The sequence below is a fragment of the Janthinobacterium sp. SUN026 genome, from assembly GCF_030397625.1.
Taxonomy (GTDB): Bacteria; Pseudomonadota; Gammaproteobacteria; order Burkholderiales; family Burkholderiaceae_D; genus Janthinobacterium; species Janthinobacterium kumbetense.
This window is the reverse complement of sequence record NZ_JAPQNU010000004.1, coordinates 472917-499639: the sequence shown is the minus strand read 5'-3', so window position 1 is coordinate 499639 and position 26723 is coordinate 472917. Positions and strand designations below refer to the sequence as shown.

Genomic DNA, 26723 nt, shown 5'->3' with positions numbered 1-26723 from the left:
GTCAGACCAGCCCCGTCAGATAATACAGGGCAATGACGAGGAACACGGCCACCGTCTTGATGACGGTGATGCCGAAAATGTCGCGGTAGGATTGGCGGTGCGTGAGGCCCGTGACGGCCAGCAGGGTGATCACGGCGCCATTGTGCGGCAAGGTATCCATGCCGCCGCTGGCCATGGCCACCACGCGGTGCATGACTTCCAGCGGAATATGCGCCTGTTGCGCGGCCTGGATGAAACTGTCCGACATGGCAGCCAGCGCGATGCTCATGCCGCCCGAGGCCGAACCCGTAATGCCGGCCAGGGTCGTCACGGACACGGCCGCGTTGACGAGGGGATCGGGCACGCTGCGCAAGGTGTTGCTGACGGCAAGAAAGCCGGGCAGGGCGGCAATGACGCCGCCAAAGCCATATTCGGAGGCCGTATTCATGGCCGCCAGCAAGGCGCCACCCACGGCCGCCTTGGTGCCTTCTGCAAAGGCGGCGCGGATGCGCCCGAAAGCCGTTGCGCACACGAGCAAAATTCCCAGCAACAAGGCGCCTTCCACGGCCCAGATACCGGTGACGGAGGCGATCGACGTGGTCACGGGCGCATGCAGCCCTGGCAACGCCTCGGCGGTGAGCGAGTAACTGACACCGTACCAGTGGGGAATCAGCCGGGTCAGCGCAAAGTTGGCCACCCCCACCAGCACCAGGGGCGCTACCGACAGTAGCGGATGGGGCAGGTCGCCCACGTCGGCCTTGGCCTTTTCGGCCTCGGCCCCATAGCCTTCGCCCGTCGCCATGACGGAACGGCGGCGCCATTCGAGGAAAGCCAGTCCCATGATTACCGTCAGCACGGCGCCGATGGTGCCCAGCCACGGTGCGGCCCAGCCCGTCGTATTGAAAAAGGTGGTGGGGATGATGTTCTGGATCTGCGGCGTGCCGGGCAAGGTATCCATGGTGAACGAGAACGCGCCCAGGGCGATGGCGCCCGGCATCAGCCGCTTGGGAATATTGCTCTGGCGATACAGCTCGGCCGCGAACGGATACACGGCAAACACCACGACGAACAGCGACACGCCGCCATAGGTCAGGGCCGCGCACACGGCAACGATGACGGCGTTCGCGCGCGCGCTGCCGATATAGCGAATGGCCGCCACGACGATGGACTGGGAAAAGCCGGACAGCTCGATGAGTTTACCGAACACGGCGCCGAGCAAGAAGACGGGGAAATACAGCTTGATGAAGCCCACCATCTTTTCCATGAAGATGCCGCTGAAGACAGCCGGCACGGCCGACGGATCGGTCAGCAGCACGGCGCCCAGTGCGGCGACGGGCGCAAACAGGATTACGCTATAGCCGCGGTAGGCGGCCAGCATGAGAAAGGCCAGTGCGGCCAGAACTATCAGGAAAGACATCGGTCAGGCCCTTGCGCGGAAAGTGATCAGGATACTAATGATGTAATTAGTATCATACTTCTCGGCAAGACACCAACGCGCAGGTCAAGGTGCAAGCAGTTGATGCAGGCGCAGCAAGGAAGAAAGGGCTGGTCGGGGTGAGAGGATTCGAACCTCCGGCCTCTGCGTCCCGAACGCAGCGCTCTACCAGGCTGAGCCACACCCCGCATACTGGTATTACAGCAGATGGCGGGGCGGGTTTCAAGCGACTGCATCAACGCTTATTTCTTTTCCTGCTGGGCCTTTTTGATGTCCGCTTCGCTGACTTTTTTTGCCGGTGCATGCGTCGCCGGCGAAGTGGGTGCCTTGCGGGTGGCGTTCGCTTGCGCCATGACGGCGGCGCAGTCCGTGTCGGGCGCCTTGTCGACGTTGACCAGCGGCAGCAGGGCGGCCAGCGGCGTGACGACGGTGGCCAGGGCCACGGCGGCGCCCGCTTTCAGGGCCAGCGGGCCTTTTTGCGGACCCACGTCCGGGTTTTTGAACGTGCCTTTCGCGTACAGCGGCGTGCGCAGGGTGATGATGCGGGCGCCCTTGGTGCGCGGGCGCACGTCGAGGTCCAGGGTTTCGTGGGCCAGGTTGACGTTGCCCGTGACATTCACGACGGCCGTGTCCGTATCGAGCACGAAGCGGCGCACGTCGGCCTGGCCGTTCGTCACGGCGAAGTCGCTGGCCATGCAATTGAGGTGCACTTGCTTGTCGCCAAAGATTTTGACGAAGACGGCGTTGGCCAGGTTCAGGCCGGCCAGTTCCAGCATGAATTGGCTGACGGAGCCTTCGCTGACGGTGGCCGCCAGTTCGCCATTCGCGCTGGCCAGCATGGCCGAGACGGAGTTGCCGTGGCCCGTCAGCGCCGCGTCGCCATACACTTCGCCGAAACTCGCTTGCATCGATTGCAGCTTGGGAAACAGTTCGCGAATTTTGAGGTGGCGCGCCGCCACCTTGGCTTGCGCGGCGATGGTCTTTTGACGGCCGTCGAGCGTGATATTCGAGGTGATGTTGCCGCCGGCCATGCCGAAGTTGAGCGGCGTCAAACTCAACACCTTGTCTTTCATGTGGATATGGGCGACGATATCGTTGAACGGAATGTCGTGCGTGCGCATCAGTTTCTTGCCCGTGAATTTTACGTCGGCATCGAGCGCATTCCATTTTGCCGTGTTGAACTGTTCCACCGGCAAGGCTTTGTTGGCGGGCTGCACGGGCGCCTTGCCGCGCGCCTGTTTCTGCGCATTGCTGTCGGCGCCGATGGTGGGACCCAGGTCTTCCAGACGCAATTGCTGCGACGTCACTTCACCGCGCAGCAGGGGACGCGGCTGGCGCGGCAAGTATTGCAGGGTGCCGGCCAGGTCGCTCTGGCCCACCGTGCCCTTGAAGTCTTGATAGGTCCAGTTCCAGGTGGCGCCGTCTTTTTTGCCCAGCAAGCGTCCCTTGGTGGCGTAGTCCGGCGTTTCCGGCAGCAGCACGCCCGTCAGCGGATACAGGTCGGCCATGCTGGCGCCGGCCAGACTCAGCTGTAAGTCGATGCCGGACAAGGAGCGCGGGTCCGTCAGGGTGCCGTCGATGCTGGCCTTGTTCTTGCCCAGCACGGCATGGGCCTGCACGGGATAAACGGTGTTGTTATCGGTCAAGGACAGCACGGCGCCCGCCTTGCCGCCACCCGTCACGGGCGCCTTGCGATAGGTTCCGCCCAGGGTGAATGCGATGCCGTATTTCTGCACGGGCGCGCTGCCTGGCGCGTCGCCCGGCGTGGCGTCGGGCGCCGTCGAGCTGACCTTGGCGTGCACGTCCAGCGAAATGCCCTCATCCAGATAACGGATGGCGCCGTCGCCGAAGGCCATGCGCTGGATTTCCACGTCCCATGCCGAAGGGCCGTTGTCCTTGAAGGTCCAGCTGTTGCTGCCGTCGACGCGCCGCTGCAGGGCGATGTTCGGCGCGTCGAGCGCCAGGTCCGTCAACACTACCTTGTGCTGCAGCAAGGGCAATGGATGGAGGGCCACGTCGATGCGTTTCGCGCTGGCCAGCTGCGGGCCGGCCGTGGCCCAGTCCGGGTTGCTCATGCGCACGTCCTGCGCGCTGATGATGGGCCGCGGCACGTAGCGGCGCCAGCCGGGCTCCGTTTTCAGCCCTTGCTTCCATTTCACCTGCAAATCGCCGCCGATGACGAAGGTACGGCCCGTGCTTTCCGACACCTTCTCGTTGATGTAGGGGCGCGCGCGGTTCCAGTCGAAGGTCAGCACAAAGGTGACTACGATGGCGACCAGGGCCAGCAGGGCGGCCAGGCTCCAGCCGAGGATTTTCAGGGGTGTCGAGCGTGTCATGGGATGCCGATCGCAGTGATTTTTCATCAAGGTAGACCGATAGGCCATGATAGTCGGTGCGCTAGGTTACGTAAGATAGGTCGCCAAGACGTATGGCTTGAAATGATTTAATAATTCGACTATTATTGAAATATGGAAAATACACAGCAAATAGCGAGCGAAGCGACACCGCTGACAAGCACGGCCGCCATCGCTGCCCTGGCGGCGCTGGCACAGGAATCGCGGCTGGCCGTGTTCCGCCTGCTGGTGCAAGCGGGGCCGCAAGGCATGGCGGCGACGAAAATCGCCGAAGCGCTGGCCATTGCGCCCTCGTCGCTGTCGTTTCACTTGAAAGAACTGGCGCACGCCAATCTGGTAACGGCAAGCAAGGCGGGCCGTTCCATCATCTATGCGGCCAATTATGCGGGCATGAACGGCTTGCTTGCCTTTTTGACCGAGAACTGCTGCGCTGGCGCGTCTTGCTGCGTCAGCGAACCACATTTACTGAAGGACATCACGACATGACGATCACGATTTACCACAACACGGCGTGCGGCACCTCGCGCAATACCCTGGCCCTGATCCGCAACACGGGCGTCGAACCCGTCATCATCGATTACGTCAAGCATCCGCCTTCGCGCGAGGAGCTGGTCGACCTGATCGCCCGCGCCGGCCTGACCGTGCGCGCCGTCATGCGCGACAAGGGCGCCCTGTACGACGAACTGGGCCTGGCCAATCCGGATTTGCCCGATGCGGCCCTGCTCGACGCTATGCAAGCCCATCCTATCTTGATCAACCGTCCCATCGTCGTCACGGAACTGGGCGTGCGCCTGTGCCGGCCGTCGGAAAAAGTACTGGAAATCCTGCCGCTGCCGCAGCAGGGCGCGTTTGCCAAGGAAGACGGCCAGGCCGTGGTGGGCGCCGACGGCAAGCCGGTGGCCTGAGATGGCAGACCTTGCCAACGAGCTGCCGAACATCAGCGCCGCGCACCTGGACGTGCCGGACCTGGACAAGCTGGCGCCGGCCAGCGTGTCCACCCACGCGCCGCGCATCTTGCTGCTGTACGGTTCCTTGCGCGAGCGCTCGTACAGCAAGCTGCTGACCCTGGAAGCGGAGCGCATCCTGCGTCACTTCGGCGCCGACACGCGCGTGTTCGACCCGCACGGCTTGCCCATGGTCGACAGCGTGTCGCCCGAGCATCCGAAAGTGCAAGAGTTGCGGGCGCTGTCGCTGTGGTCGGAAGGGCAAGTCTGGTGCAGCCCCGAGCGGCACGGCGCCGTCACGGGCGTGTTCAAATCGCAGATCGACTGGCTGCCGCTGGAAACGGGCAGCGTGCGGCCCACGCAGGGGAGAACTCTTGCTGTGATGCAAGTGTCGGGCGGCTCGCAATCGTTCAACGCCGTCAACGGCTTGCGCGTGCTGGGGCGCTGGATGCGCATGGTCACCATTCCGAACCAGTCTTCCGTTGCCAAGGCGTATCAGGAGTTCGACGATGACGGCCGCATGAAGCCGTCGTCGTATTACGAGCGCCTGGTCGACGTGATGGAGGAATTGTACAAATTCACCTTGCTGGTGCGCGACCGCCGCGATTACCTGGGCAGCCGCTACAGCGAACGGCTGGAAGCGGCGCCGGCCATCTTGCAGGAATTGGCGGGCGCGGCGATGGCGCACGAGCGCACATAGCTTTTCGGCAGTGCATAAAAAACGGCGCCATCGGCGCCGTTGTCTTTGCTGTAACGCAAATCGCAATCAGTGATTGCGGTCCACGGCAAACGAGCACAGTTGCAACATGGATTGCTTGTAGACGCTGTCCGGCCAGCTGGCGATGGCATCGGCGGCGCGCTGACCGGCGATTTCCGCCTGCTTGCGCGTGTAGTCGAGGGCGCCGCTGCTGGTGATGGCCGTCAGGACGGCGTCGAAATGCTGTTCGTCGCCTTGCTCGATGCAGCTGCGCACCAGTTCGCGTTGCTCTGGCGTACCGTTTTCCATCAGCCAGATCAGCGGCATGGTCGGTTTGCCTTCGCGCAAGTCGTCGCCCACGTTCTTGCCGATTTCGGCAGCGTCGCCTGCATAGTCGAGCACGTCGTCGATCAGCTGGAAAGCCGTGCCCAGCGAGCGGCCGTATTCGGCAGCCGCTTCGATATCGTCTTCGCTGGCACCGGCGATCAGGGCGCCCAGTTGCGCTGACGCTTCGAACAGCTTGGCCGTCTTCGAGCGGATGACGTTCAGGTAGCTGTCTTGCGTCACGTCCGGATCGTGCATGTTCAGCAACTGCAGCACTTCGCCTTCGGCGATCACGTTGGTGGCGTCGGACAGGATTTGCATGACGCGCATATTATTCAGCGATACCATCAGCTGGAACGAGCGCGAGTGCAGGAAATCGCCCACCAGCACCGAGGCGGCATTGCCGAACAGGGCGTTGGCCGTCTGGCGTCCGCGGCGCATCGACGATTCGTCGACGACGTCGTCGTGCAGCAGGGTGGCGGTATGGATGAATTCGACCACGGCGGCCAGTTCATGGTGCGCCGTGCCGCGATAGGCGTGGGCATTGGCCACCAGCAAGATCAGCACGGGACGGATGCGTTTGCCGCCTGCGCTGATGATGTATTCAGCGATCTGGTTGATCAGAATCACATCGGAGTGCAACTTTTGGCGGATCACCGTATTGACTGCGTCCATATCGGCGGCAATCGTTTGCACGATGGTGTTTTGGTTAACGTGTTTGTTAGCGTCAGACAAGGCGAACCTGCATTAGATTGTGGGTGCCGCGATTATACGACAAGGCTTGCGCGTGCGTGATGTTTGCCTATGACTGTAGAGCAATTGATTGATCTGCTTGGCACTGGCGCGCGTTTTGCTGTCCGCCTGGCGCAAGCCTGACATGATGGTCAGGTTGTCGACATACCACGATCATCAAGCTTTGTGAATAGTTTTTGACGCAATTTCTCAGTCCGTGTATAATCGCTGGTTCCCCCTGTTGTGCACGGCTTGCTTTTCATGGCAGTGGGACAAATTCTTTCAACATTTGATGAGGTTTCAAATCATGTACGCGGTCATAAAAACCGGTGGCAAACAATACAAAGTTGTCGCTGGCGAAAAACTTAAAGTAGAACAGATACCGGCAGACATTGGTTCCGAAATCACCATCGATCAAGTGCTCGCAGTAGGCGCGGGCGACAGCATCAAGTTTGGTGCTCCATTGGTCGAAGGTGCAACGGTACTGGTTACGGTTGTGGCGCATGGTCGCCATGATAAGGTCAAAATTTTCAAGATGCGTCGTCGTAAGCACTACCAAAAGCATCAAGGCCATCGCCAGAATTTTACCGAAATCCAAATCGTTTCGATCAACGGCTAATCGCCGCTGTTTGAATTAATCAGCTATCAAGGAGTCTTAAATGGCACATAAAAAAGGCGGCGGCACAACGCGAAACGGCCGTGATTCAGAATCAAAACGTCTGGGCGTTAAAGTCTACGGCGGCCAAGCTATCAATGCTGGCGGCATCATCATTCGTCAACGCGGCACCCCAGTGCGCGCCGGCGAAGGCGTAGGCATGGGCAAGGACCACACGTTGTTCGCGCTGATCGCGGGCAAAGTGAAGTTCGTTGTCAAAGGTGCTGGCTCGAAGCAATTCGTGACCGTTGTACCAAACGAAGCAGTACCAGCGTAATTCATCGCGGAGCGCCAGTTCGCTCCGCCATGATCGCATGATGTAAGGCGCAAGCCTTCAATCGAAAGGCTCTGCCCAAGGTAGAGCCTTTTTAGTTTTATGGCGGCAAAATTATGAAGTTTATCGACGAAGCAAAAATCGAAGTCATCGCGGGCGATGGCGGCAACGGCTGCGCATCTTTCTGCCGTGAAAAATTCCGGCCTTTCGGCGGTCCCGATGGCGGCGATGGCGGCAAGGGCGGGTCCATCTGGGCTGTCGCCGACCGCAATATCAACACGCTCGTCGATTTCCGTTTCTCCAAAATGCACAAGGCTCGCAATGGCGAGCCTGGCCGTGGCGCAGATTGCTATGGCAAGGGCGCGGATGACATCCACCTGCGCATGCCTGTGGGCACCTTGATCATCGACAACGCGAGCGGCGAAATCCTGGCCGATTTGACCGAACACGGCCAGATCGAATTGCTGGCCAAGGGCGGCGAAGGCGGCTGGGGCAATATCCACTTCAAGTCCTCGACCAACCGCGCGCCACGCCAAAAAGGCGAGGGCAAGGAAGGCGAACGCCGCGAACTGCGCCTGGAACTGAAAGTCCTGGCTGACGTGGGCCTGCTGGGCATGCCGAACGCCGGCAAGTCGACTTTCATTTCGGCCGTCTCGAACGCGCGCCCGAAAATTGCCGATTACCCATTTACCACCCTGCACCCGAACCTGGGCGTAGTGCGCGTGTCGCACGAGAAGAGCTTTGTGATCGCCGATATTCCCGGCTTGATCGAAGGCGCTTCCGAAGGCGCGGGCCTGGGCCATCAATTCCTGCGTCACTTGCAGCGTACGGGTCTGCTGTTGCACATCGTCGACCTGGCGCCGTTCGAAACCAACGTCGATCCTGTCAAGGAAGCCAAGGCGCTGGTGAAGGAATTGAAGAAGTACGACGAGTCGCTGGTCGACAAGCCGCGCTGGCTGGTGTTGAACAAGCTCGACATGGTGCCGGAAGAAGAGCGCAAGAAGATCGTCAAGGACTTCCTCAAGCGTTTCGCCTGGAAAGGTCCCGTCTTCGAGATTTCCGCCCTGAACCATCAAGGTTGCCCGGAACTGGTGAATGCGATTTACCAGCATCTGGAAGCGAAGAAACACAGCGAAAGCCGTGCCGAAGAAACGCAGATGACCGAAGAAGCACGCGGTATCTCGTCGATCGACCCGGATGATCCGCGTTTCAAGATCCTCGACTAAGGCTTTACCCTGATGTCGGTACAGACGGCCGTTGCCGCGCCAGCGCGCAAGCAAGCGTGGCAGCGCCGTGTATTGCATCTGATCGCGTATGCTTACGGGCTGAGCGCGGTCGCCTGCCTGTTGTTCGCCGATGAAATGGCGGCCGGCATGGGCATCTTCCTCAATGGCGTCAATGGCTACAGCCAGTTCTACGCCACGCATGTCGGTGTCTGGGGCGCTACCGCGCTCCTGGCGCTGTTCGCGGCACGGCAGGGCGAACCGCCTGTCCTCGGCGATATCACAGCAATGTTGGTCCTGGCGCAGCCCGCCGGCCGTCTGTTCGCGGCCATCAGCTTCGGCTTGCCCCAGGGTTTTGTGTTGTTCATGTGCGCAATGGAGCTGACGGCGGGGCTGGCCTTGCTGCTGCTGCGTCCTGCGCGCTGACGTCTATTAAGTGAAGAGCGCCGCCCCATGGATTCCGTGATTCAAAAAGCTACCCGTATCATCATCAAAGTCGGCTCTTCGCTGGTCACCAACGATGGCCGCGGACTTGACCATGCCGCCATCGCGCGCTGGGCTGCGCAGATTTCCGGTTTGCGCGCCCTGGGCAAGGAAGTGGTGCTCGTCAGTTCCGGCGCCATCGCCGAAGGCATGCTGCGCCTCGGTTTCGAGCAGCGCCCCACCGATATCCACGAATTGCAGGCCTGCGCCGCCGTCGGCCAGATGGGCCTGGCGCAAATCTATGAAAGCAGCTTCCGTGCCCACAGCCTCGGCACGGCGCAAGTGCTGCTCACGCACGCCGACCTGGCTGACCGCGAACGCTACCTGAATGCACGCTCCACCCTGACGACCCTGCTGCGCCTGGGCGTGGTGCCGATCATCAATGAAAACGACACGGTCGTCACCGATGAAATCAAGTTCGGCGACAACGATACCCTGGGCGCCCTGGTCGCGAACCTGATCGAAGCCGATGCGCTCGTCATCCTGACGGACCAGCACGGCCTGTTCTCGGCCGACCCGCGCAAGGACCCGACCGCCTACCTGATCACGCAAGGTATCGCCGGCGATCCGGCCCTGGAAGCGATGGCCGGCGGCGCCGGCAGCAGCCTGGGCCGTGGCGGCATGCTGACGAAAATCCTCGCCGCCAAGCGCGCCGCCAAGTCCGGCGCCCACACCATCATCGCCTGGGGCCGCGACAGCGACGTGCTCAGCCGCCTGGCCCAGGGCGAAGCGATCGGTACGGAGTTACTGGCACAAACGGGGCAATTGACGGCGCGTAAGCAGTGGATGGCCGATCATCTGCACACGGCCGGCGCCGTCGTGCTGGACGCTGGCGCCGTGCAAAAGCTGCGTCAGGAAGGCAAGTCCCTGCTGCCGATCGGCGTGACGGGCGTGAACGGCGAATTCGGCCGCGGCGCCGTCATCACCTGCGTCGACGTGGATGGCGTGCCCGTGGCGCGCGGCCTGTCCAACTACACGAGCGGTGAAGCGCGCCGCATCATGCGCAAGCCGTCCACCGAGATCGAAGCGATTCTCGGCTACATGGAAGGCCATGAACTGATTCATCGCGACAATATGGTGTTGCTGTAAGCGTACGCTTGCTGCGAATGACAAAAACGGCCCTCGCGGGCCGTTTTTTTTGCATTACACCACGGCCGGCATCGGCGATTTGTCCTTGTAATCGCACAGGTCGGCGATCATGCAATTCCAGCATTGGGGCTTGCGCGCCGTACATGTGTAGCGGCCGTGCAGGATGAGCCAGTGGTGGGCGTCGTGCAGGAATTCCTTGGGGATGAATTTCAGCAGTTTTTGCTCGACGATATCGACATTCTTGCCTGGCGCGATGCCAGTGCGGTTCGAGACGCGGAAGATATGCGTGTCCACGGCCATCGTCGGTTCGCCAAACGCCGTGTTCATGACCACGTTGGCCGTCTTGCGGCCCACGCCGGGCAAGGCTTCCAGCGAGGCGCGGTCGCGCGGCACTTCGCCGCCGTGCTGCTCGAGCAGGATCTGGCAAGTGGCGATGACGTTCTTCGCCTTGGTGCGGAACAGGCCGATGGTGCGGATGTAGCTGGCCAGCTCGTCCACGCCCAGCGCCAGTATCGTGGCTGGCGTATTGGCGACCGGATACAGCAAGCGGGTTGCCTTGTTGACGGACACGTCCGTCGCCTGTGCCGACAGCAGCACGGCGATCAGCAGCTCGAACGGCGTCGTGTAGTCGAGTTCCGTTTTCGGGGAAGGATTGGCGGCGCGAAAGCGCGTAAAGATTTCCAGGCGTTTGGCGGCGTTCATGCGTCTTTTTTCGGGGTGATTGGGGCTGGCTGGGGGGTATCCGTGCTGGCGGCAGCGGCCTTGGCGCGCGCGCGCTCCATGGCCGCGGCGATGATGGCGCGCTTGCGTTCCTTTTCCGCCTGTTCATCGGGCGTGACGGGCACTTCCTGCGTCACTTCGCGCATCTTGGCGACGGCCTTGGCAGCCAGGCGCGCTTCGTTTTCCTCCGTTTCGCGGCGCAGGCGCTGCGTGCGGAAATCGTGGCGCGCGCGCGCGTCGTCTGCTTCTGCCTGGCTCCAGGCATCCCAGCCCGTGGCGTCGCCGCTGACGGGGTACATGACGATGCAATCGACGGGGCAGGGCGCCACGCACAAGTCGCAGCCCGTGCACAGGCTTGTCACCACCGTATGCATCTGCTTGGCGGCGCCGACGATGGCGTCCACCGGGCAAGCCTGGATGCACAGGGTACAGCCGATACACAGCGATTCGTCGATATAGGCGATAGATCGCGGACGTTCGAGGCCGTTGACGGGATTGAGCGGAATGACTTTTTTGCCCAGCAAGCCGGCCAGACGCACGATGCCTTGCGCGCCGCCCGGCGGGCACTGGTTGATGTCGGCGCTGCCGGCGGCAATCGCTTCCGCATACGGGCGGCAACCGTTGTAGCCGCATTTGGTGCATTGCGTTTGCGGCAGCAAGTCTTCGATCTGGTCGGCAAGTGAGGGAGGGGCAGGGTGCGGCACGGTCATCTTCCACGGTAAAACGCCATTATCGGCCATCCGGCGCGCGCACAAGTAAAAACCTGTTGCGCAAGAGGGGATAGCCGGCGCCATGACAGCCTGTTGCAGGCGCGCCGCAATCGTATTTTATTTCCCGTGGGAATGTCAAAGTGCAAGTAAACAACTTTGCAATTTCTTTTTTTTGTGGGAGCATGATTTTTATCAAGCCAGTGATCAAAAAAAGCCGACCGCCAGTCCTGTTGCCGCGCCTGCATTGCACGGTGCGCCAGGCCATAGGAGCCAAACATGCGTTTCCTCCGGACAGTTGGTTTGCCCTTCTGTTTGTTCATGCACTCTGCACTTGCCCTTGCACACGGGCAGGCTAGCTCCCCCATGGCGCCGCCGGGCGCTGCCAGTTCGCGCATCGTCCGCTTCGCGGCGGAAGACTGGCCGCCCTTTATTTCCCGTAGCCTGCCGGCCGATGGCATGTCGGGCGCCATGGTCAGCGCCGTTTTCGAGCGTCTCGGCTATACGGTCAAATATGACTATTTTCCCTGGAAGCGCGCCATGCAGTTTGGCTTGGCCAGTTCCCGCTATGCTGGGTTTCTGGCCGTGTGGCGCACGCCGGAACGGGAAAAACTCTGCCACTTTTCTGTTCCGGTTGGTAACACGCAGGGTGTGCTGGCCTACCTGAAGGAGGACGGCGTGCCCGGTGCCAGCCTGGCCGACCTGGGCAAGCTGCGCATTGGCACTGTGGCCGGCTACTCGAATGGGGAACAGTTCGACGGCATGGTGGCGCGCGGCGAGCTGAAGACGGAAGAGGGCTTGAACGACGCGACGAATCTGAAGAAACTGTTCATCAAGCGTTACCGCGTGATCGTCATCGAGCGCCATGTCCTGCAGCACTTGTTGATGGGGCGCAACTTCAGCAAGGCCGAGCGCGAACGCATCGCCGTCATCGATACCGTCTTCAAGGAGCGTCCCGTGCATGTGTGCTTCCAGCGCGATGCCGGGGGGGCGGCGTGGCAAAAACGCTTCAACGAGGCGGCGCGCGATATCGATACGGCCCGGCTGGAACGCGATTACTGGAAGCGGCTCGACCAGAGCCTGGCGACCGCCCCGGCGACTCCCTGACACGGCGCGCCGCCGCTGTTGTTAGTTGCCAAAACGAAATATCTAAATACGAAACCATTCGTTCTTGTTTGTTTGTCCATCCTTTAGTCTGCAGCCACTGTGTTGACGACTTTGAAAGGATGTTTTCGTATGCTGGAACCGATTCACAAGCATGACCCCGCCCCGCGTTTGCGGCAACTGGCGCACGCCGTCTCCGCCGCCGTACTGCTGCTGGGGGCGCCTGGCGTGGTCCACGCGCAGGCCGCGCCGGATGGCGCTGGCGCACTGGCCGCCGCGTCGTATGACACCGTCATCGTCACGGGGGCGCGCGGCACGGGCCGCACGGTGGCCAACAGCGCCGCACCCATCGACGTGATCAGCGCGCAGCAATTGCAGGCCACGGGTAAACTGAACTTGCTCGATGCGCTGGATACGGCTTTGCCGTCGTTCAACTTGCCAGCCCGCGTGCAGCCGGACCTGGGCAGCATCGTGCGTGCCGGTCAATTGCGCAACCTCGACCCGTCGCATACCCTGGTATTGGTCAACGGCAAGCGCCGTCATACGACGGCCATCGTCAACGAGGATGGTTTTCCCGGTTCCGTCGCCACCGACCTGGCCCTGATACCCACGGGGGCCATTGCCCGCGTGGAAATCCTGCGCGACGGCGCCTCGGCCATCTACGGTTCCGACGCCATTGCCGGCGTCATCAACATCATCCTGAAGGCGGATGACAAGGGCAGCTTCAGCACCCAACTCGGCTCCACCTACGACGGCGACGGCACGAACGGTTCCGTGCGCATCGATGGCGGCACGCGCCTGGGCGAACACGGCTTTGCCCACTTCGGCGCCGAAGTCCAGCGCCAGGGCATCGCCGTGCGCAATTTCGGACTGAATCCCGGCTACCTGTCGTATCCGGCCGTGCGCAACAGCGATGGCCAGCTGGTGAAATTGGGGCCGAACAACAGCTTGCCGGCGGGCGCCTCGCCGAACCCGGCAGAAGCAAGCCGCAACAGCAATCCGTGGCGCAATACGGGCGTGCCGCAAAGCACGACCGCTTCGCTCAGCGCCAACTTCGGCTATGACGTGTCGAACGAGGTGCAACTGTACGGTTTCGGCACGTATGCGCACCGCAATGCCCGCTCGGCGCAGAATTTCCGTTTGCCCAATACCATTTTCAATAACAACAAAGGCTTGCTGTCCGTGTATCCCGACGGCTTCACGCCGTATGAAACGACGAGCGAAAACGATTTTTCCCTGACGGGCGGCGTCAAGGGCGAGACGGCGGGCTGGAACTGGGATATCAGCAGTACTTACGGACGCGACGATATCGACGTGGGCGTGGAAAACTCGGCCAATTATTCGCTGAGCTATCCAGGTGGCAAGACGGATTTCACCATCGGCAATCAGCGTTACAGCCGCTCGACCACCAACGCCGACGCGCGCCGTCCCGTGCCGCTGGGATTGAGCGAGCCAGCCGACCTGAGCGTCGGTCTCGAGTATTCGCATGAAACACAGCAACGCAGCCCAGGTGAGCCCGCTTCCTGGCAGGGCAGCGGCTCATCGGCGCTGGCCGGTTACCTGCCCGTCGACGCCTCGGATACGGCGCGCCACAGCTATGCGGCGTATATCGGCCTGGGCGCGAAACTGACGCCGCAATTGTTGCTCGACACGGCACTGCGCGCCGAGAAATATTCCGATTTCGGCAGCAAGACGACGGGCCGTTTGTCCGCCCGCTATGACGTCACGCCCACGGTCGCCGTGCGTGGCACCGTCAGCAATGGTTTCCATGCGCCGAGCCTGGTGACGCAATCGTATTCGAATACCTCCGACCATGCTGGCGTGCCGTATACCCTGGCGCAGCCGAACTCGGCCGCAGCGCGGGCACTGGGTGCGCAAGCGCTGAAACCGGAAAAATCGACGAATCTGTCGGCCGGGCTGACCTTCAATCCTACGCCCACCCTGCGCCTGGCCGTTGACGCGTATCAAATCAAGGTCAGCGACCGCCTGGGCGTGTCGTCGAACATCGGCATCGACCGCAGCTCGGGCGTGGCGCTCGATGGCAGTGGTCGGCCGCTGACGGCCGCGCAAGCAAGCGTGATCGAAAACCTGCTGCGCTCGGCGGGTTTGACGGTAGGCAATGGCCTCGTCGCGCATTACTTTGCCAACGTGGGCGACACGCGCACGCGCGGTATCGACTTGACGGCCGAGGATGTGCTGCGTGTGGCCGACGGCAAGCTGCGCTGGACGGCGGCCGCGAATATCAACCACACGAGCCTGGTCGGCAAGGCGGCCTTGCCGACGGTGCTGCAAGGCTTGCCGAATATCGGCACCCTGAGCAAATCGGCCGAGTACGACTTGCTGTACCGGGCGCCGCGCGACAAGGAAATTGTCACCCTGGCGTATGAAAAGGCGGGCTGGACGTTCAACGTGCGCGAGACGCGTTACGGCAAGCTCAAGCGCCTGAACGCCATCACGGGCGGCGATTACCAGCTGAAAGCCGCCTTCGTGACGGATGTCAGCGTCGGCTACGACATCAGCAAGCGCATCAGCGTGACGGTGGGCGCCAACAATGTCTTCGACCAGAAACCGGGCCAGGTGCCGCGCGACGCGCGCAGCGCCGCGAATCTGGCGCAGTACACGGGCGCGTACGACAACTCGGGACCATTGGGCGTACTGGGCGGTTATTACTACGCCCGCGCCACCGTTCACTTTTGATCTGCCTTCTCTCCATACTCATAATCAAGAACAGGAAATCCTATGTCAGACAACACTCAACACGCGGCCATCGACCTGGAGTGGGCCAATCTCCTCTCGCCGCAGCGCCGCACGGTCTTGCGCGGCGGCGGCCTGGTGGCGGCGCTGGCCGCTTCGGGCCTGGCTGGCACGGCCCTGGCCCAGGATGGCGCCGTCAAACGCGCCAAACCAGCACCCGGCAAGAGCCCGTGGGGCGAGCATACGGACACGGCGCCCACGCCGCGCCCCGTCAGCGTGCGGCCCGGCGAGGAAACCTTGCCATCGAAGCCGCGCGCCTACACGGATATCGAGAGTTATCACGCGCATATCTATTTTGACGAAGACAGTTACCAGAAGGCGACGCTGATACGCAAGTGGGCGGCCGAGCGTTTTCAGATCGAACTGGGCGACTGGAACCTGGAGCCGCGCGGCCCGCACGTGACGCCGTCGTTTTACTTTGGTTTTACGAATGACTTGCTGCCCGTCATCGTGCCGTGGCTGCAGCTCAATAGCCTGGGCCTGACGATACTGATCCATCCGAACACGGAAGATCCGCGCGCCGACCATTTGTATTACGCGCTGTGGGTGAACCGCTCGCAGCCCGTGAATGGCTATGCGATGAAGAAACCGGGGCCGGGCGAGCCGCGAGTCGAGCAAATCTTTGTCAATACGCGTCCGACGGTGAAGGTCGAAACGTCACGCGCATGAGCCGGGCATAAAAAAAACGGCACGCCAGGGTAGCCTGGCGTGCCGTTTTGCCTAAAATACTGCGGATCAGGAATGTTTCTGGATGAATTCGCCGATTTTCGGGCAAATGATTTCGCGCCAGCGGCGGCCCGAGAAAATGCCATAATGGCCACATTTTGGCGCCACGAAATCCTGCTGCATCTCGGCAGGGATGCCGGAACACAGGTCATGCGCCGCCTGCGTCTGGCCGGCGCCGGAAATGTCGTCCAGCTCGCCTTCTACGGTGAACAGCGCCACATTCGTGATGTCTTGCGGACGCACCAGCTGGCCGCCCACTTTCCACGTGCCCATCGGCAAGCTGAATTCCTGGAAAACCGTTTTAATGGTTTCCAGGTAGTACTCGGCCGGCATGTCCAGCACGGCGTTGTACTCGTTGTAGAACTGGCGATGGCCTTCCGCCGGCTCGTCGTCGCCCGTCACCAGGTGCATGTAGAACTCGCGATGGCTTTGCGCGTGACGGCCCGGGTTCATGGCGATGAAGCCGGCGTGCTGCAGGAAGCCCGGATACACCTTGCGGCCAAAACCCGGGTAGTTCGGCGGCACCGCGTAGATCACGGTGTTTTCAAACCACGAGAATTTCTTTTCCGTCGCCAGGTTGTTCACTTGCGTGGGCGAGCGGCGCGGGTCGATCGGGCCGCCCATCATCGTCATGGTTTTCGGCATGTGCGGATCTTTGGCCGTCGCCATCAGCGAGATGGCAGCCAGCACGGGCACGGTCGGTTGACAGACGGAAATGACGTGCAAGTCAGGCGCCAGCAGGCGGATGAATTCCTGCACATAATAAATGTAGTCGTCCAAGTGGAACGGGCCTTCCGTCAGCGGTACCATGCGCGCGTCCGTCCAGTCGGTGATGTAGACATCGTGCTCGGCCAGCAAGCCGCGCACGGTATCGCGCAGCAGGGTCGAGTGGTGACCGGACAGGGGGGCAACCAGCAAAACTTTGGGCTGTTGCAAGCCAGTGGCTTCTTTTTTGAAGTGAATCAGGCGGCAAAACGGTTTTGTCACGACAACGTGTTCGCGGATGTCGACGTTCTCGCCTTGGACGAGAACGGATTTGATGTCAAATTGTGGTTTTTCGTAGTCTTTGCCAAGGCGGTACATCAGCTCGTAGCCGGCTGCGATGCGTTGCGAAAACGGGGTGTGGGCCAGTGGAGAAACCGGGTTGGTAAATAACTTGGAGGACATGTCTGCCCATTGCATCACCGGAGTGAGGAAGGAGCGTTGCAGTTCGTGCAGTTGGTAAAGCATATATAGTCCTTGTTTAATTCCAAGCGCCAATATCGGCTCAAATATCATAATCCAATTTTACGATATTTGTTGAGGACAAAATGTGCATTACCGCGCATAGGTCCACAGTTTGCGCTTTGGTGTGACAGCGCGCCACACTTGCGTGGATAGACCTGCAACGATGCTCTAAAAGCAAAAAAAGCAGCGTTTCCGCTGCTTTTTGTACATTTTTTCACCGCCACGCCCCTGCGGAGAACAGTCTCTCCGCCGGAAACGGCGCGGCAAGTGCCGTGCGCTTAGCGCACCAGCATGTCGAGCTTGTCCTTGACGTCTTTGTATTGCTCGGCTTCCGGCAAGGCAGCCTTCGTCTTGGTGATCGAAGGCCAGTTACGGGCCAGGTCGACGTTGATCTTGATGAAGGCTTGCTGGTCGCCCGGCACGTCTTCTTCCGCGAAAATCGCGTTCACCGGGCACTCTGCCACGCAGACTGCGCAGTCAATACATTCGTCCGGATCGATTGCCAGGAAGTTCGGGCCTTCCCGGAAACAATCTACCGGGCAGACATCGACGCAGTCGGTATAGCGACAGGCGATGCAGGATTCGGTGACAACGTGGGTCATAACAGTCCTATCAATTTGGGGGGAGGTGCTGTAGCGCCTGCAGGAACCTCGGCGGCGCATACTAAAGCAAAGCATTGTATTTTAAGGCAATTCGCTATTTCTAACAAATCCCGCTTATATACAATACATATAAGCAAATTCATTTTTTGGCAGCGCCGTTGCCGCGCAGAGCGTGCAATTCAGCGACTATCCGGGACGTTACCATGAAGAACGCGGCAAGAAAGCGACAGTCGCCCGATGCTGCAGGGAGCAGGACGGGCGAGGCGGAAGCTCGCCGTGTGGTGTTTTTGTTTTACCCAAATCAAGATCGGCAAAAATAAGTGCCAGAACAATCAGGCGCTGGCGCGTATTTGCGTCAGCAACTGTTGCCAATGTGCATTTTCAGCACTGCCATCTTCGGCAAACGTGATGGTGCGGCGCGCGGCCGGTGCCTCGACGGTGATCTGCCAATGGGGGATATCGGCGCCCACCTGTCCGCCCGTGCCCTGCGGGTGCGTGAAAAAACCGCTGCTGGCCAGTGCCGCTTCCAGCCCGGGGCCGGCCGGGTGGGCTTGCGTATCGATGTCGTACTGTTCGCTCAGGCCGGCAAAGCCGCCGCTGCTGCGGGCTGAAATTTTCATGCTGCTCCTTCTTGGGGACGGTGGTGGTGGTGGTGATGCGGCATGCCATCGCCTGCGGCTGACCGCTGGCGGGCTTGCGGCGCGGGGCGTTTACCGGGGGGCGTAACTGCGGCACCAGGCCGCCAGCGCTTCGCGCTCCGCTTCCAGCAATTGATCCGATTCGCTGTATTCCGTATGGTTCATGGTACCGCAGCAGGCGCGCCTGTCTTGCACGGCGCCCGCTTCGTCGACGACATCGGGGGCAAAGGTCATTTGTCCATCCTCCGTCATGGCATTGTCCTTGAGCACTTCGCGCACGGTAAAGCTGTTGCGGATGAAATCGAGGTAGCTGGTAAAGCCGTCGGCTTGCGCCAGGGTCAGCATGTGGCCGGCCACGTCGGCGTACGTGGCCGCCTGGTCGGGGGACGCTACCAGGGCGCGCAAGACCAGGCTGCGCAGGTAGTCGCCGCAACGGTGCAGCACGGCCGCGTCATCTTCCAGCTGGGGCTGGCGTTCGTGGGCAAAGATGTCGGCCAGGATGTCGTAGATAGCGCCTGTAAACACTTGCGAGATGGCGTGCACTTCCGTGCCGGCCTCCGACAATTTGATGTCGTTATCGGCATTGCGCAAGCCGTTCGGCCGGCCCAGCGCCAGGCCGAACTGTTCCGCCAGGTCGGCCAGAAAGGTTTTGTCGTGCAGGTCGGACTTGGTTTGCGCGATCACGGCCTCGACCTGGTCCAGCTGCGACAGGGCCAGGAAGATGGCCGTCAGGTCGCCGAACGATTCGTGCAAGCCGCCCGTCTGCGGTGGATTATTGTTGAGCAGCCAATTCGGCTTGAGGCCATCGAGGATGGCGTGCCCGGTTTCATGCGAGACGATGTCGAGCGAGCGGCAAGTGTAGACGCGTTCGGTGGCGCCGCTGGGAATGAAGTCGCCGAACTTGAGGGCCTTGTCGCTGCGGCTGTAATAGGCATTCATGACATTGGGCAAGCCGTGCGGGAACACGCGCAGCGGTGCCGTGTTGCTGGCGCTATTCCATTGCCAGGGCAGGGGCGGCGCCGTGTTGTTGCTGGCCATCGCGCGCTGGTACATGGTCAGCGTCATGCGCACGATGGCAAACGTGTGCACGGCGTCGAACTGGTCGGTGTTGGGCGAGACGATGAAGTCGCCAAAGGCGTTCGGGCTGACCTGGGCGATGCCCGGCTCGCCAAAGGTGATGCGCGCGTCGCGCGGACCTTGCAGTATCAGGCCGGGCAGGAAGGACTTGCGCGTGCCCAGCTCGCTCACGGACGGGTCTTGCTTCCAGATCAGCACGCGCGAACCGACGGGCACGGCGGCCAGGTTGCGGACCGTGGCGTCCGTCAGACGGGGCGGACCCGGCTGCAGGGTCAGTTGCGCATTCTTGCGGTGCAGGCGGTAGGGCGCCGAGGGGGTAGGGACATAGCCGACAGGCAAGGACACGCATTTGGTCAGCACGGCTTCGACCGGCACGATGACTTTCTGGTCCATGGTAGCTCTCCAAGACACTCGCAACTGGAATGGAGATAGTCGGCCTGCTTTGGTGGTTGCGGTTTGATGCGGCGCAAGTGCGGCGCAAGAAAGCGCGGTTTTTTCCGTGTGCCGGCGTTCCCCATGGCTGCGGCTGCCGCGTGGCGGCTGGTATGATGCTGGCCGTATGGCACCCGTTTTTATAATAAAAGGATCGTTTGATGGCGGATATAAATATAGTTCAGCAACATAAGCTGACAGCAGCAAAGGCGCGCGAAGCGGCGCAGCAAGTGGCCGACAAGCTGGCCCAGGAGTATGACCTGGCGTGCGCCTGGGATGGCGATGTGCTGCGCTTCGAGCGCAGCGGCGTCGATGGTTCGCTGACTCTGGAAAAAGAGCAGGCGCAACTGCAAATCAAGCTGGGCTTCATGCTCAGCGCCTTCGCGTCCACGATTGAAGGCAAGATCGCCGAAAAGATGCGCAAGGTGTTTACCGAGCCAGTTTGATCCGCTTGTCTGGCGCCATGTTTGGTGCTAGAAAACGTGTCGCAGCGATGGGCGAAAAGACGATGAAAACACGTCGCTTTTCGCCTTTTTCACGTCTGACTGTACGCTGGCGAACATTGCTAGCACATTTCTATTTGGAAAGCCATTGGACTTTGGCGGCTTTTTGCGTTATACTTGAGTCATATTTACAACAGCTACACCGCGTTTCACCTTCTGCTTCGCAGTACTCCCCACTCGCTGAGTGGTGAATAATTCATTGGGTTTTACACCCGCATCCAGTTAAAAGTAGCTTGGTCGATTTTTTTCGGTCAAATACATTTGGTGCCATGTATTTGCATGGCGCTAGCGTTGTTAAAAGTCCTGAACCACAGCCTCTTTTAGCACGCACACGGCACCCCGGCACCGGCTTTGGCCATCCGCTGGTCACATGCGTGTCACCCCCTGTTTCCTGTCGCTCCCGTGCGCTTTTGCGCCGTGGCGTAGCCGACGCAACAGGGTTTGCTGATTCCCGCCGCAAGCTGGCAGCTTGCTGGGTTTCATTCCATTCGTCAAATCGAGGGAGAACCACATCGTGGCAAAACAAATCATTATCGACCATGTGTTCAAAGTGTTCGGCGACAAGCCAGAAGAAGCACTTGAACTCGTCCATCAGGGCGCCAGCAAGCAGGATATCCTGGCCCAGACCGACTGCACCATCGGCGTTTTCGACGCCACCTTTACCATTGAAGCGGGTGAGATCTTCGTCATCATGGGCCTGTCCGGTTCGGGCAAATCGACCCTGGTGCGCATGCTGAACCGCCTGATCGAGCCGACCGCCGGCCGCATCTTGATCGACGGCAACGACATCAATACCTTGCCGGATGCCCAACTGCGCGCCCTGCGCCGCAAGGACATCAGCATGGTGTTCCAGTCGTTCGCGCTGCTGCCGCAAATTACCGTGCTCGACAACACTGCCTTCGGCATGGAACTGGCCGGCATGCCCAAGGCCGAGCGCCATGCGCTGGCCCAGCAAGCGCTGGAACAAGTGGGCCTGGACGGCTACGGCGCCAGCTATCCCGACGAATTGTCGGGCGGCATGCAGCAGCGCGTGGGCCTGGCCCGTGCGCTGGCGTGCGATCCATCGATTCTGTTGATGGATGAAGCGTTTTCCGCGCTCGATCCGATTATTCGTACGGAAATGCAATCGGAACTGCTGCGTTTGCAGCAAATCAAGCGCCGCACCATCGTCTTCATTTCGCATGACCTCGACGAAGCCATGCGCATCGGCGACCGCGTTGCCATCATGAAAGACGGCCACGTGGTGCAAGTGGGCACGCCGGAAGAAATCCTGCGTAAACCTGCCAACGATTACGTGCGCAACTTCGTGCGCGGCGTCGATGCGGCGGCCGTCTTCAAGGCCAGCGATATCGCCCGCAAGAGCCAGATCGTCGTGTCCGAGTCGCCGAGCCGCGGCTCGCGCGCCGCGCTGTCGATGCTGGAAGAGCAGGATCGCGCGTTTGCCTACGTTGTCAATCCGCAGCGCAAGTTCCTTGGCGTCGTCTCGGCCGATTCGCTGCGCAGTGCGCTCGACGGCCATGTGGGACCGCTGGGCCTGGCGCATGCCTATTTGCCCGACGTGCAGACCATCAATGCAGATGAGCCAGTCGCCGGCCTGTTCGGCCAGGTGGCGCAACTGCCTTACGCCGTCCCTGTGGTGGCCAATGACGGCAGCTTCCGCGGCGCCATCAGCAAGACAACCTTGCTGAAGTTCCTCGACCGCGACACGCCAGCCATAGCCGAACAACAACAGAAAGGACAAGCATGAACCCAAGCACCGTTTCCGCAGTAGAACCTGTTGTTGAACAGGCCGCCCAAATCAATCCCTGGGCGCTGACGCCGCCTACCGACGCCAGCACCGCCTGGCTGGACGCCGCCGCGCCTGCCGTGCAGCCGGAACATGCGTCCGGCTTTCACCTGACGCAGATTTTCGACGGCTCGCTGCCGCTGGAAAGCTGGATCAACCAGGGCCTGGGCTGGGTCGTCGCGCATTTCCGTCCCTTCTTCCAGGCCGTGCGCGCGCCGATCGACAGCGTGCTGTCCGGCGTGGAAGGCGTGCTGCTGGCCGCTCCGTCGCTGACGGTGATCGCCATCATCGGCTTGCTGGCATGGCAATTTACCAGCCGCACCCTGGCCATCGGCACCGTGCTGGCGCTGCTGGTGGTGTCCATGCTGGGCATCTGGCCGGAAGCCATGACGACCCTGTCGCTGGTCTTGACGTCGCTGGCGTTCTGCCTGGCCATCGGCTTGCCGTTGGGCATCTTCCTTGCCAGCAGCGACCGCGCGCAGAATATCCTGCGCCCCCTGCTCGACGCCATGCAGACGACGCCCGCGTTTGTCTACCTGGTGCCCGTGGTGATGCTGTTTGGTATCGGTAATGCGCCTGGCGTGATCGTGACGATCATCTTTGCCCTGCCGCCGCTGGTGCGTCTGACCAACCTCGGCATCCGCCAGGTGCGTCCCGACCTGATCGAAGCGGCCCGCGCCTATGGCGCCTCGCCGTGGCAGTTGCTGACCCGCGTGCAATTTCCGCTGGCCATGCCATCGATCATGGCCGGTATCAACCAGTCGCTGATGCTGTCGCTGTCGATGGTTGTGATCGCCTCGATGATCGCCGTGGGCGGCCTGGGCCAGATGGTATTGCGCGGCATCGGCCGCCTGGACATGGGCCTGGCCACCGTGGGCGGCCTGGGCATCGTGCTGCTGGCCATCACCCTGGACCGCTTGACGCAAGCGATGGGCCAGCCACGCCGCGGCGTGCGCCACTGGTACCAGACGGGTCCTGCCGGTTTCGTGCTGCGCCTGGTGCGCGGCAATGCGGAGAAAAATAATGTTGAACAGCAAGTAACGCTGGCCAACGCACAATAAAGGATACACATGCATCAAATCGACAATTTCAAAGTGACGCAAAAATCGCAACGCAAGTTCCAGCTGTTTTCCGCCCTGGCGATCGCCGCCATGGCCCTGACCACCAGCCTGGCCATGGCGCAGACGCCGGCCGCCGCTGCCGATGCGCTGCCCGGCAAGGGCGTCAAGGTGCAACCGCTGCAAAGTTCGATCGCGGAAGAAACCTTCCAGACCATGCTGGTCGACAAGGCCCTGGAAAAGCTGGGCTACGACGTGCAGCCGATCAAGGAAGTGGAATATCCGACGGCGCATATCGCCATTGCCAATGGTGACGCCACCTTCATGGCCGTGCACTGGGACCCGATGCACAAGGATTTCTATAACAATGCGGGCGGCGACGCCAAGCTGTCGCGCACGGGCCAGTATGCGGGGCCTGCCGCGCAAGGTTATCTGATCGACAAGGCGACGGCGGAAAAGTACAACATCACGAATATCGACCAGTTGCGCGATCCCAACCTGGCCAAGCTGTTCGACCATGATGGCGATGGCAAGGCCGACTTGACCGGTTGCAACCCAGGCTGGGGCTGCGAAGCGCTGATCGAGAACCACATGGATGCGTATAAACTGCGCAAGACGGTGACGCACGTGCAGGGCAGCTATGCGGCCCTGATCGCCGACACCCTGGGCCGCTACAAGCGTGGCGAACCGATTTTGTACTACACGTGGACGCCGTACTGGGTCAGCGGCGTGCTGGTGCCGGGCAAGGACGTGGTCTGGCTGAAAGTGCCGTTCTCGGCCAATCCGGACAAGGTGAATACCCGCCTCGACGATGGCAGCGACTACGGCTTTGCCGTCAACACGGCGCGCATCGTGTCGAACAAGGCCTGGGCGGAGAAGAATCCGGCCGCGGCCAAGCTGTTCGAAGTGATGCAATTGCCCGTGGCGGACATCAATGCGCAGAACGAGCGCATGCGCCGCGGCGAAAACACGCAAGCCGATATCGCGCGCCATACGGCTGGCTGGATCAAGTACCACCAGCAGACGTTTGACGGCTGGATCGCGCAAGCGCTGGCGGCGGCGAAAAAGTAAGTTTGCGGCTGAGACAGGCGTAAAAAAAGTGGCTACCGATTTGGTAGCCACTTTTGCATTTTCAGCCTGTTTTTGTGGTTTTTGGTGAGTTTTCAGCCGTTTTCGGCCTATTTCTCTGCAAAACAGGCGTTTTCAGGTTTAATCCTTCAAGTCTTCGATCAGGTCGATGTATTGCTGTTGCGCCTCTTCCTTCGAGGTGCCGGCCAGGGCCGCCCAGGCGTCGAACTTGGCGCGGTTGACGAAGTCGGTCATGCCAGGACGCTCGCCCGTGGCGTCGCCGCTCGACGCTTGCTTGAACAAGGCGTAGATTTTCAACAAGGTCATATTGTCCGGACGCTCGGACAGGGTCTTGGAATCGAGCTGCGCTTGTTCGAATTGCTCTTGTAAACTCATGATGGCTCCTGTGTGCTGATGGAATCGCTGGAAAAGTGCGGCAGGCCCGGCGGAGTGGCCACCGTGCGTGCTGCAGTGCCTGACATCATAGTGAAAAAAGCGCGCCGTGCATTAGAGGACACACTCAAAACAAAAACGCCGCCGCTGCGTGAACAGGGGCGGCGTCGGTACAGTCGCTTGAGCGCTGCGGAGTCGGTGCTTATACGCCCAGCAGTTCGACGTCGAAAATCAGGGTGGCGTTCGGTGGAATCACGCCGCCGGCGCCGCGTGCGCCATAGCCCAGTGCTGCCGGGATGATCAGTTGGCGCTTGCCGCCCACTTTCATGCCTTGTACGCCTTCGTCCCAGCCTTGAATGACGCGGCCGGCGCCCAGCGGGAATTCGAATGGATCGTTGCGGTCCTTGCTCGAGTCAAATTTCGCGCCGGCGCTGCCGTCGTCGTTTTGCAGCCAGCCCGTGTAATGCACGACAACATTGTTGCCGGCTTGCGCTTCAGCGCCTTCGCCAACGGTGGTGTCGATGTATTGCAGGCCGGAAGCGGTAGTGGTGGTGGTCATGATTATCCTTGTGTAGGCGATGAAAGCTTCAGATTGTAGAGCAATGAGTTGCAAAGCGCCATTCCAGGCCTGGGACGGGGAAAAAACGGAAATTACGGCGATGTGTGGCTGCCGGCAGCATTTAAGGGGGGATTTCACACAATAAATACAGTGTTCCACGTAAAATGCATGTTTTGTATTTAACAGTGATTTTTGCCATGTTCCGCAGTCTACGCCGCCTTGTTTTTTCCTCGCTGTGCCTGGTTTCCGCAATATCGACGGCGCAAGCCGAAGTGGTGGTGGTGCTCAATTCCCGTGATGCTACGGTGCAACTGCTGGACCAGAAAACCTATGCTCCCCTGTCCACCTTTGCCGTCGGCAAGGAACCGCACCATCTGATGGAAACGCCGGATGGCAAGTCGCTGATCGTCGCCAGTTCCGTCGGCAACGAGCTGATCTTCCTCGACCCTGTGTCGGGCCAGATCCAGCGCCGCATCAGCAACATCCTCGACCCGTACCAGATCGGCTTTTCGCCGGACCAGAAATGGTTCATCTCGAACTCCTTGCGCCTGGACCGCATCGACCTGTACCGCTACGACGGCAAGAACCTGACCCTGGCCAAGCGCATCCCGCTGCCAAAATTGCCTAGTCATATGGCGTTCACGGCCGACAGCACCATGGCTTTCATTACGCAGCAGGGCAGCAACCAGGTCAGCGCCATCGACCTGGCCACGCAAACGGTGAAATGGACCATGCCTGTCGGTCCGGCGCCGGCCGGCATCACGATGACGCCCGATGGCAAGCATTTGCTGGTGGGCATCATGGGCAGCGATTACGTGGAAGTGATCGACTGGCGCACGCAAAAGACCGTCAAGCGCATCAAGGCGGGCGCCGGCACGCACAATTTCCGCGCGCTGGGCGACAACCGCATGACGTTCGTCTCGAACCGCGTGTCGAACACCATCAACATCATCGACCAGCAAACGCTGGAAAACGTGGGCACCATCAATGTGCCGGGCGGCCCAGATTGCATGGAAATCACGCCGGACGGCAAGACCATGTGGGTAACGTTGCGCTGGATCAAGAAAGTGGCCGTGATCGACTTGACCACGCGCAAGGTGATCAAGACCATCCCGGTGGGCCGCTCGCCCCATGGCGTGTATTTCGCCACCCACTCGCCGCGCATGTGATGAGCTGGTGA

At 60.9% G+C, this 26723-nt stretch carries 27 protein-coding genes and 1 tRNA gene; 16 read left to right on the top strand and 12 right to left on the bottom strand.

What is annotated here, in order from left to right:
* Position 1 precedes the first annotated feature (1 nt).
* From OX459_RS20590 to OX459_RS20580, 3 genes are all read right to left on the bottom strand, one after another.
* A complete protein-coding gene (locus OX459_RS20590; protein WP_289906370.1) occupies positions 2-1396 on the bottom strand; it encodes a GntP family permease in 1395 nt (464 codons plus the stop codon).
* A gap of 129 nt (positions 1397-1525) precedes the next feature.
* A tRNA-Pro gene (locus tag OX459_RS20585) sits at positions 1526-1602 on the bottom strand.
* 54 nt (positions 1603-1656) lie between these two features.
* Complete coding sequence (locus OX459_RS20580) at positions 1657-3750, bottom strand: AsmA family protein (RefSeq protein WP_289906369.1); 2094 nt, start codon at positions 3748-3750, stop codon at positions 1657-1659.
* 132 nt (positions 3751-3882) lie between these two features.
* Here OX459_RS20580 and OX459_RS20575 point away from each other — a divergent pair, with 132 nt between their 5' ends.
* From OX459_RS20575 to arsH, 3 genes are read left to right on the top strand one after another with little or no spacing between them, the layout of a single operon-like run.
* Complete coding sequence (locus tag OX459_RS20575; RefSeq protein ID WP_289906368.1) at positions 3883-4254, top strand: metalloregulator ArsR/SmtB family transcription factor; 372 nt, start codon at positions 3883-3885, stop codon at positions 4252-4254.
* The gene (gene arsC, locus OX459_RS20570) at positions 4251-4673 is read left to right on the top strand and encodes an arsenate reductase (glutaredoxin) (RefSeq protein WP_289899830.1); all 423 of its coding nucleotides are present in this window, start codon (positions 4251-4253) and stop codon (positions 4671-4673) included. Before OX459_RS20575 ends, arsC begins: the two co-directional genes overlap by 4 nt.
* Before the next feature lies 1 nt (position 4674).
* Positions 4675-5412, top strand: a complete 738-nt coding sequence (gene arsH, locus OX459_RS20565; protein ID WP_289906367.1) for an arsenical resistance protein ArsH — start codon at positions 4675-4677, stop codon at positions 5410-5412.
* 66 nt (positions 5413-5478) lie between these two features.
* Here arsH and ispB read toward each other — a convergent pair whose 3' ends face one another.
* Positions 5479-6468 carry an octaprenyl diphosphate synthase gene (gene ispB / locus OX459_RS20560; RefSeq protein ID WP_354669678.1) on the bottom strand — a complete coding sequence of 330 codons (990 nt, stop codon included), beginning with the start codon at positions 6466-6468 and terminating at the stop codon, positions 5479-5481.
* 304 nt (positions 6469-6772) lie between these two features.
* On the opposite strand from ispB, the gene rplU reads away from it, so the two are divergent.
* The 5 genes from rplU to proB all read left to right on the top strand — a co-directional run bounded on the left by rplU (position 6773) and on the right by proB (position 10189).
* Positions 6773-7084: a 50S ribosomal protein L21 gene (gene rplU, locus OX459_RS20555; RefSeq protein ID WP_034754730.1), complete on the top strand. Its 312-nt coding sequence runs from the start codon at positions 6773-6775 to the stop codon at positions 7082-7084.
* A gap of 40 nt (positions 7085-7124) precedes the next feature.
* Positions 7125-7397 carry a 50S ribosomal protein L27 gene (rpmA, locus tag OX459_RS20550; RefSeq protein WP_070219281.1) on the top strand — a complete coding sequence of 91 codons (273 nt, stop codon included), beginning with the start codon at positions 7125-7127 and terminating at the stop codon, positions 7395-7397.
* 113 nt (positions 7398-7510) lie between these two features.
* Positions 7511-8620 carry a GTPase ObgE gene (gene obgE, locus OX459_RS20545; protein WP_077400162.1) on the top strand — a complete coding sequence of 370 codons (1110 nt, stop codon included), beginning with the start codon at positions 7511-7513 and terminating at the stop codon, positions 8618-8620.
* A gap of 12 nt (positions 8621-8632) precedes the next feature.
* Positions 8633-9043, top strand: coding sequence for a hypothetical protein (locus tag OX459_RS20540; RefSeq protein WP_289906365.1), 411 nt, complete (start codon positions 8633-8635; stop codon positions 9041-9043).
* A gap of 27 nt (positions 9044-9070) precedes the next feature.
* Complete coding sequence (gene proB / locus OX459_RS20535) at positions 9071-10189, top strand: glutamate 5-kinase (protein ID WP_251349774.1); 1119 nt, start codon at positions 9071-9073, stop codon at positions 10187-10189.
* 54 nt (positions 10190-10243) lie between these two features.
* Here proB and nth read toward each other — a convergent pair whose 3' ends face one another.
* Both nth and rsxB read right to left on the bottom strand, forming a co-directional pair.
* Positions 10244-10891 (bottom strand): endonuclease III, encoded by a 648-nt coding sequence (nth, locus tag OX459_RS20530; RefSeq protein WP_034782448.1) that lies wholly within the window; start codon positions 10889-10891, stop codon positions 10244-10246.
* The gene (rsxB, locus tag OX459_RS20525) at positions 10888-11619 is read right to left on the bottom strand and encodes an electron transport complex subunit RsxB (protein ID WP_289906364.1); all 732 of its coding nucleotides are present in this window, start codon (positions 11617-11619) and stop codon (positions 10888-10890) included. The genes nth and rsxB overlap by 4 nt, the downstream gene beginning before the upstream one ends.
* A gap of 363 nt (positions 11620-11982) precedes the next feature.
* Between rsxB and OX459_RS20520 the strand changes: the two genes are divergently transcribed.
* From OX459_RS20520 to OX459_RS20510, 3 genes are all read left to right on the top strand, one after another.
* The gene (locus tag OX459_RS20520; RefSeq protein WP_289906363.1) at positions 11983-12723 is read left to right on the top strand and encodes a transporter substrate-binding domain-containing protein; all 741 of its coding nucleotides are present in this window, start codon (positions 11983-11985) and stop codon (positions 12721-12723) included.
* Between the two features lie 129 nt (positions 12724-12852).
* Positions 12853-15417, top strand: a complete 2565-nt coding sequence (locus OX459_RS20515; protein ID WP_289906362.1) for a TonB-dependent receptor — start codon at positions 12853-12855, stop codon at positions 15415-15417.
* 42 nt (positions 15418-15459) lie between these two features.
* Positions 15460-16143, top strand: a complete 684-nt coding sequence (locus OX459_RS20510; protein WP_289906361.1) for a DOPA 4,5-dioxygenase family protein — start codon at positions 15460-15462, stop codon at positions 16141-16143.
* A 66-nt stretch (positions 16144-16209) separates the two neighbouring features.
* On the opposite strand, the gene phaZ is transcribed toward OX459_RS20510, so the two are convergent.
* From phaZ to OX459_RS20490, 4 genes are all read right to left on the bottom strand, one after another.
* On the bottom strand, positions 16210-17430 hold the full coding sequence (gene phaZ / locus OX459_RS20505) for a polyhydroxyalkanoate depolymerase (protein WP_077400193.1): 1221 nt from the start codon (positions 17428-17430) through the stop codon (positions 16210-16212).
* A gap of 275 nt (positions 17431-17705) precedes the next feature.
* Complete coding sequence (gene fdxA, locus OX459_RS20500; protein WP_010395176.1) at positions 17706-18029, bottom strand: ferredoxin FdxA; 324 nt, start codon at positions 18027-18029, stop codon at positions 17706-17708.
* A gap of 332 nt (positions 18030-18361) precedes the next feature.
* Positions 18362-18649 (bottom strand): protealysin inhibitor emfourin, encoded by a 288-nt coding sequence (locus tag OX459_RS20495; RefSeq protein ID WP_289906360.1) that lies wholly within the window; start codon positions 18647-18649, stop codon positions 18362-18364.
* 90 nt (positions 18650-18739) lie between these two features.
* On the bottom strand, positions 18740-20137 hold the full coding sequence (locus tag OX459_RS20490; protein ID WP_289906359.1) for a hypothetical protein: 1398 nt from the start codon (positions 20135-20137) through the stop codon (positions 18740-18742).
* A gap of 200 nt (positions 20138-20337) precedes the next feature.
* On the opposite strand from OX459_RS20490, the gene OX459_RS20485 reads away from it, so the two are divergent.
* From OX459_RS20485 to proX, 4 genes are all read left to right on the top strand, one after another.
* A complete protein-coding gene (locus OX459_RS20485; protein WP_099665323.1) occupies positions 20338-20622 on the top strand; it encodes a polyhydroxyalkanoic acid system family protein in 285 nt (94 codons plus the stop codon).
* A gap of 571 nt (positions 20623-21193) precedes the next feature.
* Positions 21194-22426, top strand: coding sequence for a glycine betaine/L-proline ABC transporter ATP-binding protein ProV (gene proV / locus OX459_RS20480; RefSeq protein ID WP_099668215.1), 1233 nt, complete (start codon positions 21194-21196; stop codon positions 22424-22426).
* Positions 22423-23526, top strand: coding sequence for a glycine betaine/L-proline ABC transporter permease ProW (proW, locus tag OX459_RS20475; protein ID WP_289906358.1), 1104 nt, complete (start codon positions 22423-22425; stop codon positions 23524-23526). The genes proV and proW overlap by 4 nt, the downstream gene beginning before the upstream one ends.
* Before the next feature lie 9 nt (positions 23527-23535).
* Complete coding sequence (gene proX, locus OX459_RS20470; protein WP_289906357.1) at positions 23536-24594, top strand: glycine betaine/L-proline ABC transporter substrate-binding protein ProX; 1059 nt, start codon at positions 23536-23538, stop codon at positions 24592-24594.
* Between the two features lie 138 nt (positions 24595-24732).
* Here the strand turns inward: proX and OX459_RS20465 are convergent, their stop codons facing one another.
* Together OX459_RS20465 and OX459_RS20460 are read right to left on the bottom strand one after the other, a co-directional pair.
* Positions 24733-24987 carry an acyl-CoA-binding protein gene (locus OX459_RS20465; protein ID WP_034782468.1) on the bottom strand — a complete coding sequence of 85 codons (255 nt, stop codon included), beginning with the start codon at positions 24985-24987 and terminating at the stop codon, positions 24733-24735.
* 199 nt (positions 24988-25186) lie between these two features.
* Positions 25187-25543 (bottom strand): FKBP-type peptidyl-prolyl cis-trans isomerase, encoded by a 357-nt coding sequence (locus tag OX459_RS20460; protein WP_034782471.1) that lies wholly within the window; start codon positions 25541-25543, stop codon positions 25187-25189.
* A 197-nt stretch (positions 25544-25740) separates the two neighbouring features.
* Between OX459_RS20460 and OX459_RS20455 the strand changes: the two genes are divergently transcribed.
* The gene (locus OX459_RS20455) at positions 25741-26712 is read left to right on the top strand and encodes a beta-propeller fold lactonase family protein (protein ID WP_034760259.1); all 972 of its coding nucleotides are present in this window, start codon (positions 25741-25743) and stop codon (positions 26710-26712) included.
* Positions 26713-26723 lie beyond the last annotated feature (11 nt).

What these genes read in the sequence shown, in the direction of transcription:
- OX459_RS20590 (WP_289906370.1), bottom strand. Translation starts at nt 1,396, where the DNA reads ATGTCTTTCCTGATAGTTCTGGCCGCACTGGCCTTTCTCATGCTGGCC.
- OX459_RS20580 (WP_289906369.1), bottom strand. Translation starts at nt 3,750, where the DNA reads ATGACACGCTCGACACCCCTGAAAATCCTCGGCTGGAGCCTGGCCGCC.
- OX459_RS20575 (WP_289906368.1), top strand. Translation starts at nt 3,883, where the DNA reads ATGGAAAATACACAGCAAATAGCGAGCGAAGCGACACCGCTGACAAGC.
- arsC (WP_289899830.1), top strand. Translation starts at nt 4,251, where the DNA reads ATGACGATCACGATTTACCACAACACGGCGTGCGGCACCTCGCGCAAT.
- arsH (WP_289906367.1), top strand. Translation starts at nt 4,675, where the DNA reads ATGGCAGACCTTGCCAACGAGCTGCCGAACATCAGCGCCGCGCACCTG.
- rplU (WP_034754730.1), top strand. Translation starts at nt 6,773, where the DNA reads ATGTACGCGGTCATAAAAACCGGTGGCAAACAATACAAAGTTGTCGCT.
- rpmA (WP_070219281.1), top strand. Translation starts at nt 7,125, where the DNA reads ATGGCACATAAAAAAGGCGGCGGCACAACGCGAAACGGCCGTGATTCA.
- obgE (WP_077400162.1), top strand. Translation starts at nt 7,511, where the DNA reads ATGAAGTTTATCGACGAAGCAAAAATCGAAGTCATCGCGGGCGATGGC.
- OX459_RS20540 (WP_289906365.1), top strand. Translation starts at nt 8,633, where the DNA reads ATGTCGGTACAGACGGCCGTTGCCGCGCCAGCGCGCAAGCAAGCGTGG.
- proB (WP_251349774.1), top strand. Translation starts at nt 9,071, where the DNA reads ATGGATTCCGTGATTCAAAAAGCTACCCGTATCATCATCAAAGTCGGC.
- nth (WP_034782448.1), bottom strand. Translation starts at nt 10,891, where the DNA reads ATGAACGCCGCCAAACGCCTGGAAATCTTTACGCGCTTTCGCGCCGCC.
- rsxB (WP_289906364.1), bottom strand. Translation starts at nt 11,619, where the DNA reads ATGACCGTGCCGCACCCTGCCCCTCCCTCACTTGCCGACCAGATCGAA.
- OX459_RS20520 (WP_289906363.1), top strand. Translation starts at nt 11,983, where the DNA reads ATGGCGCCGCCGGGCGCTGCCAGTTCGCGCATCGTCCGCTTCGCGGCG.
- OX459_RS20515 (WP_289906362.1), top strand. Translation starts at nt 12,853, where the DNA reads ATGCTGGAACCGATTCACAAGCATGACCCCGCCCCGCGTTTGCGGCAA.
- OX459_RS20510 (WP_289906361.1), top strand. Translation starts at nt 15,460, where the DNA reads ATGTCAGACAACACTCAACACGCGGCCATCGACCTGGAGTGGGCCAAT.
- phaZ (WP_077400193.1), bottom strand. Translation starts at nt 17,430, where the DNA reads ATGCTTTACCAACTGCACGAACTGCAACGCTCCTTCCTCACTCCGGTG.
- fdxA (WP_010395176.1), bottom strand. Translation starts at nt 18,029, where the DNA reads ATGACCCACGTTGTCACCGAATCCTGCATCGCCTGTCGCTATACCGAC.
- OX459_RS20495 (WP_289906360.1), bottom strand. Translation starts at nt 18,649, where the DNA reads ATGAAAATTTCAGCCCGCAGCAGCGGCGGCTTTGCCGGCCTGAGCGAA.
- OX459_RS20490 (WP_289906359.1), bottom strand. Translation starts at nt 20,137, where the DNA reads ATGGACCAGAAAGTCATCGTGCCGGTCGAAGCCGTGCTGACCAAATGC.
- OX459_RS20485 (WP_099665323.1), top strand. Translation starts at nt 20,338, where the DNA reads ATGGCGGATATAAATATAGTTCAGCAACATAAGCTGACAGCAGCAAAG.
- proW (WP_289906358.1), top strand. Translation starts at nt 22,423, where the DNA reads ATGAACCCAAGCACCGTTTCCGCAGTAGAACCTGTTGTTGAACAGGCC.
- proX (WP_289906357.1), top strand. Translation starts at nt 23,536, where the DNA reads ATGCATCAAATCGACAATTTCAAAGTGACGCAAAAATCGCAACGCAAG.
- OX459_RS20465 (WP_034782468.1), bottom strand. Translation starts at nt 24,987, where the DNA reads ATGAGTTTACAAGAGCAATTCGAACAAGCGCAGCTCGATTCCAAGACC.
- OX459_RS20460 (WP_034782471.1), bottom strand. Translation starts at nt 25,543, where the DNA reads ATGACCACCACCACTACCGCTTCCGGCCTGCAATACATCGACACCACC.
- OX459_RS20455 (WP_034760259.1), top strand. Translation starts at nt 25,741, where the DNA reads ATGTTCCGCAGTCTACGCCGCCTTGTTTTTTCCTCGCTGTGCCTGGTT.